Genomic DNA, 13,625 nt, shown 5'->3' with positions numbered 1-13,625 from the left:
GTTTTCCCTTATTTTTGTACTACGATATTTTCCTGCGAAGGATCAACATGCTGCAATTGCAGCTTTTCCGTTGCGATCCGTTCAACCCGGCTGTGATCGCCGAGCGCGTTTTCTTCAAGGATCAGATTTCGCCATTCAATATCCAGCGCATCGCGTTCCAGTACCATCTGCTCGCGTTGCGCAGTCAATAAACGTGTATGGTGGGCGGTGGTCACCACCGTAACTGCCGTGACAATGATGCAAATGAACAGACAGAGTGGCAGTTTCCCAAACCGCAAAAGATCGTCGCCGATCACGCCAGGCAAGGCATGGCGCTCGTTGCTTCCTAACGAATCCTTAACTTTGCTTAGGGTCTCTGTCACTCTGCCGATCATGCGTTCGTCCTCTCTGCAACACGCAGCACTGAACTACGGGCGCGTGGATTCTCTGCCACTTCTTCTTCGCCCGGCATCAACTTGCCTAATGCTCGCAACTGACGGCCACCCAGCTTCCTGAGTTGTTCTTCCGTCATCGGCAGCCCCGCTGGCACCTGTGGACCGCGGCTTTGTTCACGCATAAAGCGTTTCACAATACGGTCTTCCAGCGAATGGAAGCTGATGATGGATAACCGCCCCCCCGGGGCCAGCACGTCGAGCGAGCTTTTTAGCGCCAGCTCTATTTCCTCCAGTTCACTGTTTACCCAGATGCGAACCGCCTGGAAGGTACGGGTCGCGGGATGTTTGTGCTTATCCTTCACCGGTGTCGCCGCCGCGATCACTTCGGCCAACTCTTTGGTGCGGGTCATTGGTTCAATGCGATTACGCTCAACGATGGCGCGCGCGATTCGTTTGCCAAAGCGCTCTTCGCCAAACGTTTTGATGACCCATGCAATATCGGCTTCGTCAGCGGTCTGTAACCACTCAGCGGCAGACTGACCGCGCGTCGGATCCATCCGCATATCTAGCGGACCATCACGCATAAAGGAGAAACCACGTTCGGCATCATCAAGTTGGGGTGAAGAGACGCCAAGATCGAGGAGAATCCCGTCGATCTTGCCCGTCAGGCCGCGCTCAGCAACATAATCTGCGAGCGCAGAGAAAGGTCCATGCACGATGGAAAAGCGTGGGTCATTGATGGTCTGAGCAACCGCAATTGCCTGCGGATCGCGATCGATTGCCAGCAGACGTCCTTCCTCTCCAAGCTGGGAGAGAATCAAACGCGAGTGACCACCGCGACCAAACGTGCCATCAATGTAGATGCCATCCGGACGAATATTCAGACCGTTTACGGCCTCGTCCAGTAACACCGTTTTGTGTTTATAATTTTCCATCATATTTATAGAGACAAGTCCTGCAGCCGTTCCGATAATGTCGCGGAATCAGACTGCTCAGCGTCGATATCTTCCTTGACCTGTTGATACCAGGTCGTTTCATCCCACAGTTCAAATTTGTTGAACTGCCCGACCAGCATCACTTCTTTGGTCAGACCGGCATGTTGCCGTAACACAGGGGCAATCAGTAACCGCCCTGCGTTATCCATCTGACATTCACTGGCATGTCCCAATAACAGCCGCTGCACGCGGCGTTCCTGCGGGTTCATGCTCGACAGTCGCGACAGCTTTTGCTCAATAATTTCCCATTCAGGCAAGGGGTAAAGCAGCAGGCAGGGGGAGTTAATGTCAATGGTGCAAACCATTTGACCCGCAGCGTTCTCGATCAGCTGGTCGCGATATCGGGTTGGTACCGATAAACGCCCTTTGCTGTCGAGATTGACTAACGTTGCTCCACGGAACATGCCAGTCTCACCCCTCCTCACCACTTTAACCCACAAATTCCCACCTAAAGGAGTTTACGGAGCGAGGGAAAAGCTTGTCAAGCCAGGACTCTCCCTGTAAGGACTCGAACGCCCTCTATTTACAGAGATAAACAGTCCTGGTTAATAACTGCACAACTGGCGAGGCAAAATTAACGTTATGAATATTTGTAAGAAAAAAACCGAATATGCACACTAGCGTTAAAGCTCACTCAATATCATCGCAGATAAATATAAAGTGTCAGTTTGCGACGCGGGCAGCATTTTATGACAGATTCTCAGGGGATAACAGCGCCAGATTCACTCTGGCACCGGGTAAGCGCGGCAGTTGCCACGTAAGCAGCTACAGGAGGAGGAAAAACGTCTGAATATTCATCGGCCGAATAGGGTTTGTAACAAAATAATACAAAGATAGCTGTTTAAAATCGCTGAGATGTTCTTTAAAGGACAATTTAAAAGCCAAAATGAATTAAGAAAAATAGGCGATTATGATCTCACAAGAATTATCCTAATTTCTCTCCGGGAATTATCCGCACGATTTATCGCAGCAAAATGGGGCAGACTTCCCCGCCCCGGTCATTTCATTTTTGGCGGCTTAAAATTCCGCGATGATAGAGATTACGTTTGATACGCGTCAGGCCCGGCTTAGGTTTGCGCGGCTCATCCAGGCTTGCCAGCACAATCTCCAGCACGCGTTCAGCCACATCACGGTGACGCTGTGCTACCGCCAGCACCGGACACTGGAGGAAGTCGAGCAGCTCGTTATCCCCAAACGTGGCAATCGCCAGGTCAGAGGGAAGTTTACCTTCACGGCGTAAGGTTACATCCATGACACCCTGCAACAGCGCAAACGACGTGGTGAATAGCGCCTGCGGCATCGGGTGTGTCTCCAGCCATTTTTCGAACAGCTGCGCTGCGGCTTCACGCTCGTAACTGTTGGCATAGAGGTAGTGAACCTCGCGCGGATCGTCTTTCCAGGCGGTTCTGAACCCCTGCTCACGCAGGAAGCTAACGGAAAGCTCGGGCAGCGCGCCAAGATACAGCACAGTTTCAGCGGGGAAAGTTCGCAGCTCTGCGGCCAGCATTTCTGCATCGTCCTGATCCGCACCCACGACGCTGGTGAAATGCTCGCGATCGAGCGCGCGATCCAGCGCAACGATTGGGAACGGGTCGTTCGCCCAGCGCTGGTAGAACGGATGTTCTGGCGGTAGGGAGGTCGAAACAATAATGGCATCCACCTGGCGCTGGAGAAGATGTTCAATGCAGCGCATCTCGTTGTCGGGCTGATCTTCAGAGCAGGCAATCAGCAATTGATAACCGCGCTGGCGCGCCTGACGTTCGAGATAGTTGGCGATACGGGTATAGCTGGTGTTTTCCAGGTCAGGGATCACCAGACCAATAGAGCGGGTGCGCCCGGCGCGCAGACCGGCTGCGACAGCATTCGGATGGTAGTTATGCTCACGAACCACCGCCATAACTTTTTCAACGGTCTTGTCGCTGACACGGTACTGCTTTGCTTTACCGTTAATCACATAGCTGGCCGTTGTTCGTGACACGCCGGCTAGCCGGGCGATTTCATCCAGTTTCACAATTGCCCCTTAAAAAAAGAAAAGAATCCATGGCCCTGTCAAGGTTATGGTTAAATCTTTTAACATCTAAACGCAGAAAAGCCTTCGCGGCAACCGCTTTTATCTGCGTTGTCGGCTGATTACGCAAAAAAAAGCCCGGCTTTGGTGACCGGGCAGAAAGAGGCGAACCTTTTTGATAACTAACGCATGATTTTCTCGCCGCGTGACAGACCCACTACACCCGATCTCGCGACCTCGACAATTTTTGCAACATCCCGCACGGACGCGAGAAAAGCATCCAGCTTGTCGCTTGTCCCGACCAGCTGAACCGTATAAAGAGAAGGCGTGACGTCGATAATTTGTCCGCGGAAAATATCCGCATTGCGTTTAACTTCTTCACGCCCGTAGCCGCTGGCCTGGATTTTCACCAGCATGACCTCACGTTCAACGTAGGCCCCCTGCCCCAGCTCGCTCACGCGCAGCACATCAACCAGCTTATGCAGCTGTTTTTCAATTTGCTCAAGCACTTTCGCATCGCCAACGGTTTGAATCGTCATGCGCGACAGCGTTGGGTCTTCCGTTGGGGCAACGGTCAGGCTTTCAATGTTATAGCCGCGCTGCGCAAAAAGGCCAATGACGCGCGACAGTGCGCCAGACTCATTTTCCAGTAAAACCGATAATATCCGGCGCATATCAGGTTCTCTCCGTTTTGCTTAACCACATTTCATCCATACCACCTCCACGAATATGCATCGGATAAACGTGCTCGGTCCCATCAACAATCACATCCATAAAGACGAGGCGGTTGTTTTTAACGTGCTCAAGCGCTTGCGCGAGCTTTGTTTCCAGCTCTGCCGGATCGGTCACCCGCATGCCAACATGGCCGTAAGCTTCAGCAAGGCGAACAAAATCTGGCAGCGATTTCATGTAGGATTGAGAGTGACGGCCAGAGTAGATCATATCCTGCCACTGCTTCACCATACCGAGATAACCGTTATTCAGGTTCAGCACCAGTACCGGCAGTTCATATTGCAGCGCAGTAGACAGCTCCTGAATGTTCATCTGAATACTGCCGTCCCCCGTTACGCAGACGACGGTTTCATTCGGCAGCGCCAGCTTCACGCCCAACGCGGCAGGCAGACCAAAGCCCATTGTTCCTAAACCACCGGAGTTGATCCAGTGTCGCGGTTTATCAAACGGGTAATACAGGGCGGCAAACATCTGATGCTGCCCCACATCTGAGGTTACGTACGCCTCACCTTTCGTCAGGCGCCACACCGCTTCAATGACCGCCTGCGGCTTAATATTTTCACTTTGTGTGTCATATTTCAGGCACTGACGCGCGCGCCACTGTTCAATCTGCTGCCACCAGTCGCGGATCTCATCCAGCGGCTGGGTTGCACTCTCCTGGGCCAGCAGATCCAGCATTTGCTCCAGAACCTGCCGGGCATCACCGACGATAGGCACATCAGCCGATACCGTTTTTGAAATTGACGTTGGATCGATATCAATATGCAGCACGGTGGCGTTAGGGCAGTACTTCGCAAGGTTGTTTGTGGTGCGATCGTCAAAACGCACGCCGACGGCAAAAATCACATCGGAATGATGCATCGTCATGTTGGCTTCATAGGTACCGTGCATACCCAGCATACCCAGCGCCTGACGATGGGTTGCGGGGAACGCCCCCAGTCCCATCAGCGACGACGCCACAGGAAGGTTGAGTTTTTCAACCAACTCGCGAAGCTGGGCTTCACAGGCAGCGTTGATCGCACCGCCTCCGACATAGACCACCGGTTTTTTGGCTGCCAGAAGCGTTTGCAACGCCCGCTTGATCTGCCCTTTGTGCCCCTGCGTTGTTGGGTTATAAGAGCGCATGCTGACCGCTTCCGGCCAGACATAAGGCAGCTTGTTTGCCGGGTTGAGGATATCTTTAGGCAGATCGACCACCACCGGTCCAGGGCGTCCGCTCGCCGCCAGCCAGAAAGCTTTCTTCAGTACGCCGGGAATGTCTTCCGTTTGCTTGACCAGGAAGCTGTGCTTCACAACGGGACGCGAAATCCCGACCATGTCGCACTCCTGAAACGCATCGTAACCGATCAGTGAGGTTGCCACCTGCCCGGAGAGGATCACCAGCGGGATAGAGTCCATATACGCTGTCGCAATGCCGGTAATGGCGTTTGTCGCGCCGGGACCGGACGTGACTAATACCACACCCACTTCACCCGTCGCCCGCGCCAGGCCGTCAGCCATGTGTACCGCCGCCTGCTCGTGACGTACCAGAACATGGTCAATGCCCCCTACCGTGTGCAGCGCATCATAAATATCGAGAACCGCGCCGCCAGGGTAGCCGAACACTTGCTTTACGCCCTGATCGATCAGCGACCGAACGACCATTTCCGCGCCAGACAACATCTCCATGGTTTGCCTCCAGGCATTTTGTTATAGACGGAATGCCGAATTCATTTCCGCACCGTCTTACGATTGGGAGAAACCAATCTTATATTTTGCAGAGTGTTCTTTACCTTAACCGCTCGTTATGAGGCAGGCAATTAGCAAACCTGGAGAGATAAACGGTGCGTAAAGCAGAAAAAGCAGCCGTTAACTGAAGATATGGTTAATTCCTCTGGGAATAGAGGATGGGGTGATAAATCATCACTGAAAAGCGCGACAACGCAGGAAATCATCTATTTTTGCGAGCCAGAGAGCAGCCCAAAAAAAAGAACAACAGAACAAAATATCAATTATCTAAAAAAAACCAGGATAAATCACATAATCCGATGCAATTTATCCTGATGCGTTTACCGACGGCAAATGCCCACCAGCAGCTCTTCCATCCACTGATGTCCTTTATCCCGCCCCGCTGCTTCATGCCAGGAAAGATAACAGGTACGGCTATTTAGTTTGAGTGGCAGAGGTAAAATTTGCAGATTTAGAGAGTCAGAAAACTCTTCTGCCAGCCAGCGCGGCGCAATCGCCACCAGCTGTGTCTGTGAGACCACGTTTAATACGCTGACCATAGCCATGCCCTGATAAGCCACGCTTGCCTGTTTATCCGCAGTGTCATACCACGGCAGGCTAAAGGAAGCATATCTGTCGAGTGCAACAACGGCATGCTGCTCGTTATAAACATCGTTTTCGCGCAGCGGAGAATTCAGGCGTGGGTGTCTTTTACTGGCGACCAGAACCATTTCATCTTTAAACAGCGGCACGCAGGAGAATTCCGGACGACGGAACTCTTCATACCCGAGAACGAACTCGATCTCCTGATAGCGTAACTGATGTTCCGTGTTTTGATTCAGGGATGATTTAAAAACAAGATTGATATTTGGTGCGATCTCTTCAACTTTATTATAAATAATTGACGTTAAATAATTATCTAATGGACTACAGACACAAAGATGGAATACGCGCTCGCTGCTTAAGGGTTCAAAGCCCGATCCCGGCAGCTCATTTTGAACCAGTTGCAACGCCTGGCGAATAGATCCGAACAGCTGGAACGCGCGAGCCGTAGGCTGGATACCCCTCCCGTAGCGAACGAATAATTCGTCGTTAAACATGAGCTTAAGCCTGGCAACGGCATTACTCACGGCGGGTTGTGACATCCCCAAAGTTTGGGCCGCTCGGGTGATATTCTGTTCCTGCATGACAGCATCAAACACCGTCAGAAGATTCAGATCCACCGTGCGTAACTGCGGTTTAATCCCATCAGTAGCTTGAGGTTGTTTAATATTATTTTCTGGCACTTCTGACTCCACTGTCACGCTACACTCCCTTTGCCATCGTACGGTAATAATCTCGAAAAATATGATTTATCATGCAAATACGATCAGCGAAAGAGAATTATTTAAAATTCGGAATATATAAAGACTCTATATAAATGAAAATTAATGAGCGCAAATGATATCTTTGACTTTAGGATCTGAATGAAACCATAAACTAAACAAATATACAATTACCATCAGGTTAACGATGACTTAAGTATTATTAAACTGTTAATGCTATCGATCTACAGTTACTTAACATCCTGTTATCTCTTTTCGTTTTTCAACGTTCTGGAATAGATTCACTGCATTTATAACTTAATGATATCCAAACTCTTTAAGCACAAAGCATTCTCTTCAACACATTTCACTCATTTTAAACAATTATATTTATTTGTTTCTGCAACTCTTTTATTAAGTCCAAAATTAGACAATTAGTCGGGCTACGAAAGCTAAAACCAGCACAATTAGCTAAAGTTAATAACCTGTTGATTCCGTCTCTCGGGCCCGTTTTCATCTTCAGGGGTTGACATGAACAGCCGTATCCAGTACCACTAAAAGCATATTGAATTTAACGGAGCACGATTCATGACACGCACCATTCGTTTCACCGGTCTACTACTACTAAACGCATCCACTGTGCGCGGTAGACTGGCGGGCGAAATTCAGCGTTGAATCGTCACCAGTAAGACTAAAAACCCGCGCCACTGCGCGGGTTTTTTTATGCTCGTAGCAAGGCGCCCTAAGACTGACAAGGACCTAACCCATGAGCCAGCAAGTCATTATTTTCGATACTACTTTACGTGACGGTGAACAGGCATTACAGGCAAGCCTGAGTGTTAAAGAGAAACTGCAGATCGCGCTGGCTCTCGAACGTATGGGTGTCGACGTGATGGAGGTCGGTTTCCCTGTCTCGTCTCCGGGTGATTTCGAATCCGTCCAGACTATCGCCCGCACCATTAAAAACAGCCGCGTGTGTGCCCTGGCGCGCTGCGTAGAGAAAGATATCGACGTTGCCGCCGAGTCATTGAAGGTGGCCGAAGCGTTCCGTATCCACACCTTTATTGCGACCTCGCCCATGCACATCGCAACCAAGCTGCGCAGCACGCTGGATGAGGTGATTGAGCGCGCGGTTTACATGGTTAAGCGCGCACGCAACTATACCGATGACGTTGAATTCTCCTGTGAAGATGCGGGCCGTACGCCAATCGAAGACCTGGCGCGCGTCGTCGAAGCCGCCATCAATGCTGGTGCCAAAACCATCAACATTCCGGACACCGTCGGCTACACCATGCCGTTTGAGTTCTCCAACATCATCACCGGCCTGTATGACCGCGTACCAAATATTGATAAGGCAATTATCTCCGTCCACACCCACGATGATTTGGGTCTGGCCGTGGGTAATGCCATCGCCGCCGTCCACGCCGGGGCGCGTCAGGTTGAAGGCGCGATGAACGGCATCGGCGAACGTGCGGGCAACTGTTCGCTGGAAGAAGTGATCATGGCGATCAAAGTACGCAAAGACATCATGAACGTGCACACCCGCATCAATCACAACGAAATCTGGCGCACCAGCCAGACCGTCAGCCAGATTTGCAACATGCCCATTCCGGCCAACAAAGCGATTGTCGGCACTGGCGCCTTCGCACACTCCTCCGGTATTCACCAGGATGGCGTGCTGAAGAACCGTGAAAACTACGAAATCATGACCCCGGAATCCATTGGTCTGAACCAGGTGCAGTTGAACCTGACCTCCCGTTCAGGCCGTGCGGCGGTTAAGCACCGTATGGAAGAGATGGGTTATAAGGACAGCGATTACAACATGGATCAGCTGTATGACGCGTTCCTGAAGCTGGCCGACAAAAAAGGCCAGGTCTTCGACTACGACCTGGAAGCACTGGCCTTTATCAACAAACAGCAGGAAGAGCCGGAGCACTTCCGTCTGGATTACTTTAACGTGCAGTCCGGCTCCAGCGACATCGCTACCGCCTCGGTCAAGCTGGCCTGCGGAGATGAAATTAAAGCAGAGGCAGCTAACGGTAACGGCCCTGTCGATGCGATTTACCAGGCGATTAATCGCGTCACCGAGTACGACGTTGAGCTGGTCAAATATGACCTGACGGCCAAGGGCCACGGCAAAGATGCGCTGGGTCAGGTGGATATCGTGGTCAATTACAATGGCCGCCGCTTCCATGGCGTGGGCCTGGCGACAGATATCGTTGAATCCTCCGCGAAGGCGATGGTGCATGTTCTGAACAACATCTGGCGCGCCGCCGAAGTCGAAAAAGAGTTGCAACGCAAAGCTCAGAATAAAGAGAACAACAAGGAAACCGTGTAATGTCGAAGAATTACCATATTGCTGTGTTGCCGGGTGACGGTATTGGTCCGGAAGTGATGGCACAGGCGCTGAAAGTACTGGAAGCCGTTCGCGCGCGTTTTGCGATGAAAATCACCACCAGCCACTACGACGTGGGTGGTATTGCGATTGATAACCACGGTACACCGCTGCCGAAAGCGACCGTGGAAGGCTGTGAAAATGCCGATGCCGTGCTGTTTGGTTCCGTCGGTGGCCCGAAATGGGAACACCTGCCGCCAGCAGAGCAGCCAGAGCGCGGCGCGCTGCTGCCGCTGCGTAAACACTTCAAGCTGTTCAGCAACCTGCGTCCGGCGAAGCTGTATCAGGGTCTGGAAGAGTTCTGCCCGCTGCGCGCGGATATCGCCGCCAACGGTTTCGACATTCTGTGCGTGCGTGAACTGACCGGCGGGATCTATTTCGGTCAGCCAAAAGGGCGCGAAGGCAGCGGTCAGCATGAAAAAGCGTTCGACACCGAGGTGTATCACCGTTTCGAAATTGAACGTATCGCCCATATCGCCTTTGAGTCTGCGCGCAAACGCCGCCACAAGGTGACCTCCATTGACAAAGCGAACGTGCTGCAGTCTTCTATTCTGTGGCGCGAGATCGTCAGCGAAGTCGCTAAGCAGTACCCGGACGTCACGCTGTCGCACATGTACATCGATAACGCGACCATGCAGCTGATTAAGGATCCGTCCCAGTTTGACGTGCTGCTGTGCTCCAACCTGTTCGGCGATATTCTCTCTGACGAGTGCGCAATGATCACCGGCTCCATGGGAATGCTGCCATCCGCAAGCCTGAATGAAGAAGGTTTTGGCCTGTACGAGCCTGCGGGCGGCTCCGCGCCGGATATCGCCGGCAAGAACATTGCCAACCCGATTGCGCAGATCCTCTCCCTGGCCCTGCTGCTGCGCTACAGCCTGGATGCAGACGATGCAGCAGCCGCAATTGAACACGCCATTAACCGGGCGTTAGAAGAAGGCGTCCGTACCGGCGATTTAGCACGCGGCACGGCGGCAGTCAGTACCGATGAAATGGGCGACATCATTGCCCGCTATGTCGCTGAAGGGGTGTAATCATGGCTAAAACGTTATATGAAAAGTTGTTTGATGCACACGTTGTTTACGAGGCACCAAACGAAACCCCGCTGCTGTACATTGACCGTCATCTGGTACACGAAGTGACCTCTCCTCAGGCATTTGACGGCCTGCGCGCGCACAAGCGTCCGGTACGTCAGCCGGGTAAAACCTTCGCGACGATGGATCACAACGTTTCCACCCAGACCAAAGACATTAATGCCTCGGGTGAGATGGCGCGTATCCAGATGCAGGAGCTGATTAAGAACTGTAAAGAATTTGGCGTTGAGCTGTACGACCTGAACCATCCTTATCAGGGCATCGTCCACGTGATGGGGCCTGAGCAAGGGATCACCCTGCCGGGCATGACCATCGTCTGCGGTGACTCCCATACCGCAACACACGGCGCGTTTGGCGCTCTGGCGTTCGGGATTGGCACCTCAGAGGTTGAACACGTTCTGGCGACGCAGACCCTGAAGCAGGGCCGTGCCAAAACGATGAAGATTGAAGTGAAGGGCAAAGCGGCACCTGGCATTACCGCGAAAGATATCGTGCTGGCGATTATCGGTAAAACCGGCAGCGCAGGCGGTACAGGCCACGTCGTTGAGTTCTGCGGAGACGCTATCCAGGCGCTGAGCATGGAGGGCCGCATGACCCTGTGCAACATGGCCATTGAGATGGGCGCCAAAGCCGGTCTGGTCGCGCCAGATGAAACGACCTTCAACTATGTGAAGGGCCGTCTGCACGCGCCGAAAGGTCACGATTTTGACGACGCGGTAGCGTACTGGAAAACCCTGAAAACCGACGATGGGGCGACGTTTGATACCGTTGTCACGCTGCAGGCAGAAGAGATTGCGCCGCAGGTGACCTGGGGGACCAACCCGGGTCAGGTGATTTCCGTCAACGACGCCATTCCAGATCCTGCTTCCTTCGCCGATCCGGTCGAGCGCGCCAGTGCGGAAAAAGCGCTGGCCTATATGGGGCTGAAGCCCGGCGTGCCGTTGACCGACGTGACCATTGATAAAGTCTTTATCGGTTCTTGCACTAACTCCCGTATCGAAGATTTGCGCGCGGCGGCAGAGATTGCCAAAGGCCGTAAAGTGGCACCGGGCGTGCAGGCGCTGGTGGTACCTGGCTCCGGTCCGGTGAAGGCCCAGGCGGAAGCCGAAGGTCTGGATAAGATCTTTATCGAAGCGGGCTTCGAGTGGCGCCTGCCTGGCTGCTCCATGTGTCTGGCCATGAATAACGATCGCCTGAATCCGGGTGAGCGCTGCGCCTCCACCAGCAACCGTAACTTTGAAGGCCGTCAGGGCCGCGGTGGGCGTACCCATCTGGTCAGCCCGGCAATGGCCGCCGCTGCGGCAGTCACCGGCCATTTCGCCGATATTCGCAGCCTGAAATAAGGAGACAATCATGGCAGAGAAATTTACCCAACATACGGGCCGGGTTGTCCCGCTGGACGCCGCTAACGTCGATACTGACGCTATTATTCCGAAACAATTTCTGCAGAAGGTGACGCGTACCGGCTTTGGCGCGCACCTGTTCAACGACTGGCGTTTCCTGGACGACAAAGGCGAAGTGCCTAATCCGGAATTCGTTCTGAACTTCCCTGAGTACAAAGGCGCCTCCATTTTACTGGCCCGAGAAAACTTTGGCTGCGGCTCATCCCGCGAACACGCCCCGTGGGCGCTCACCGATTACGGCTTCAAAGTGGTCATCGCCCCAAGCTTCGCGGATATTTTTTACGGTAACAGCTTCAACAACCAGCTGCTGCCGGTGACGCTGAGCGATGAACAGGTCGATGAGTTGTTCGCGCTGGTTAAGGCGAATCCGGGTATTTCGTTTGAAGTGGATCTGGAAGCGGAAGTGGTGAAAGCCGGGGATAAAACCTACAGCTTCAGCATTGATGCGTTCCGCCGTCACTGCATGCTGAACGGTCTGGACAGCATAGGTTTAACTCTCCAGCACGAAGCGGCGATTGCCACTTACGAACACAAACAACCTGCATTTATGAAGTAATCCTCCGGCCTGCAGTGCACTCTGCAGGCCGCGTTTTATCCCGATACCCGCCCTCCTTCTGTAAATATTCCCAAACCCAGCCAATAATGACGTTATATTTAACGTCAATTTAATGTTCCCTGCGCAGAATAATCGCTCAATCAGTTGGTAGCGGAAATTATCATGGAAAAGAAAAATGGCAATGAGTCTCACATCCGTTCTCGGGAAATACACAAATGCACATTAGTAAGCGTGATAATAAATATTTTACTCACTTGCTTTCAGATAGTTGCAGGAATATTCTCCGGTTCACAGGGATTAATTGCTGATGGGATTCATTCTCTTTCCGATTTATCTTCTGACTTTGTCGTTCTGATTGCGAATAAAAAGAGTCAGAAAGCCTCTGATATCGATCATCATTACGGTCATCTGCGTTTCGAAAACGGTGCAAAGCTTATTATTGGCGCTATTCTGCTGCTCGTGGGGGTCGGGATGCTCTGGTCCGCTGGCAATAAACTGCTTAATCCCGAGACGCATCAGATAGTAAAAGGGGCCGCTTTGTGGGTGGCGATACTGGCGCTGGTGGTGAAGGAGAGTCTGTTCAGATACATGTTTGCCACGGGAAAACGTATTCAGTCCTCGCTGCTGATAGCCAATGCCTGGCATGCCCGTTCTGACGCAGCGTCGTCAGTGGTTGTCGCCATCGGTATTGCCGGGAATTTAGTGGGTTTTCACGCGATGGACCTGATTGCGGCCCTGATTGTCGGAGTGTTCATCGCCCATATGGGTTACAAATTCTCTGCCGATGCCCTGCACGATCTGATGGACCGTTCGCTTGAACCCGAGCTGGAGCACGATATCAAAACGTGTCTTCTCTCAACCGAAGGCGTCACCGGACTCCATGATTTAAAAACCCGCAAGATGGGCGATTTAGCCCTTGTCGATGTCCATCTGGAAGTGAACGGCGAATTAAGCGTAAAAGAAGGGCATCAGATTGCCGTCAATGCCAGAAACAACGTGATGCAAAAATTCAATGTGCTGAACGTGATGACGCATATTGATCCTGCTCGCTAATCGG

Annotated in this window: 13 protein-coding genes; 6 read left to right on the top strand and 7 right to left on the bottom strand. The window is 52.3% G+C overall.

The features are described 5' to 3' along the window. Nucleotides 1-8: 8 nt before the first annotated feature. From ftsL to leuO, 7 genes are all read right to left on the bottom strand, one after another. Nucleotides 9-374, bottom strand: a complete 366-nt coding sequence (ftsL, locus tag FOY93_RS03605) for a cell division protein FtsL (RefSeq protein ID WP_008501989.1) — start codon at nt 372-374, stop codon at nt 9-11. Beyond that, entirely contained in the window at nt 371-1,312 is a 942-nt protein-coding gene (gene rsmH / locus FOY93_RS03600) for a 16S rRNA (cytosine(1402)-N(4))-methyltransferase RsmH (RefSeq protein ID WP_021240527.1), read from the bottom strand. The genes ftsL and rsmH overlap by 4 nt, the downstream gene beginning before the upstream one ends. Before the next feature lie 2 nt (nt 1,313-1,314). Then, a complete protein-coding gene (gene mraZ / locus FOY93_RS03595) occupies nt 1,315-1,773 on the bottom strand; it encodes a division/cell wall cluster transcriptional repressor MraZ (RefSeq protein WP_021240528.1) in 459 nt (152 codons plus the stop codon). A gap of 599 nt (nt 1,774-2,372) precedes the next feature. Then, a complete protein-coding gene (gene cra / locus FOY93_RS03590; RefSeq protein ID WP_008501993.1) occupies nt 2,373-3,380 on the bottom strand; it encodes a catabolite repressor/activator in 1,008 nt (335 codons plus the stop codon). 179 nt (nt 3,381-3,559) lie between these two features. Further along, nucleotides 3,560-4,051: an acetolactate synthase small subunit gene (ilvN, locus tag FOY93_RS03585; protein ID WP_008501994.1), complete on the bottom strand. Its 492-nt coding sequence runs from the start codon at nt 4,049-4,051 to the stop codon at nt 3,560-3,562. 1 nt (nt 4,052) lies between these two features. After that, nucleotides 4,053-5,777, bottom strand: a complete 1,725-nt coding sequence (gene ilvI / locus FOY93_RS03580; RefSeq protein WP_115876442.1) for an acetolactate synthase 3 large subunit — start codon at nt 5,775-5,777, stop codon at nt 4,053-4,055. A gap of 380 nt (nt 5,778-6,157) precedes the next feature. Continuing rightward, the gene (gene leuO, locus FOY93_RS03575) at nt 6,158-7,120 is read right to left on the bottom strand and encodes a transcriptional regulator LeuO (protein ID WP_269473895.1); all 963 of its coding nucleotides are present in this window, start codon (nt 7,118-7,120) and stop codon (nt 6,158-6,160) included. A 588-nt stretch (nt 7,121-7,708) separates the two neighbouring features. On the opposite strand from leuO, the gene leuL reads away from it, so the two are divergent. The 6 genes from leuL to FOY93_RS03545 all read left to right on the top strand — a co-directional run bounded on the left by leuL (nt 7,709) and on the right by FOY93_RS03545 (nt 13,621). Further along, entirely contained in the window at nt 7,709-7,795 is an 87-nt protein-coding gene (gene leuL, locus FOY93_RS24015; RefSeq protein WP_071786497.1) for a leu operon leader peptide, read from the top strand. 91 nt (nt 7,796-7,886) lie between these two features. After that, on the top strand, nt 7,887-9,458 hold the full coding sequence (gene leuA / locus FOY93_RS03565) for a 2-isopropylmalate synthase (protein WP_133293776.1): 1,572 nt from the start codon (nt 7,887-7,889) through the stop codon (nt 9,456-9,458). Then, entirely contained in the window at nt 9,458-10,549 is a 1,092-nt protein-coding gene (gene leuB / locus FOY93_RS03560) for a 3-isopropylmalate dehydrogenase (protein ID WP_143344647.1), read from the top strand. Before leuA ends, leuB begins: the two co-directional genes overlap by 1 nt. 2 nt (nt 10,550-10,551) lie before the next feature. Further along, nucleotides 10,552-11,952, top strand: a complete 1,401-nt coding sequence (gene leuC / locus FOY93_RS03555) for a 3-isopropylmalate dehydratase large subunit (protein WP_115876447.1) — start codon at nt 10,552-10,554, stop codon at nt 11,950-11,952. A gap of 10 nt (nt 11,953-11,962) precedes the next feature. Continuing rightward, entirely contained in the window at nt 11,963-12,568 is a 606-nt protein-coding gene (gene leuD, locus FOY93_RS03550; RefSeq protein WP_143344646.1) for a 3-isopropylmalate dehydratase small subunit, read from the top strand. Nucleotides 12,569-12,730: 162 nt separating this feature from the next. Next, entirely contained in the window at nt 12,731-13,621 is an 891-nt protein-coding gene (locus FOY93_RS03545; protein ID WP_143344645.1) for a cation diffusion facilitator family transporter, read from the top strand. The last annotated feature ends 4 nt before the right edge of the window (nt 13,622-13,625 follow it).

Origin of the sequence: Enterobacter sp. 18A13, from assembly GCF_007035975.1 — a bacterium.
Lineage (GTDB): Bacteria > Pseudomonadota > Gammaproteobacteria > Enterobacterales > Enterobacteriaceae > Enterobacter > Enterobacter vonholyi.
The sequence above is the reverse complement of the archived record's forward strand: the minus strand, read 5'-3'. Positions and strand labels throughout refer to the sequence as shown.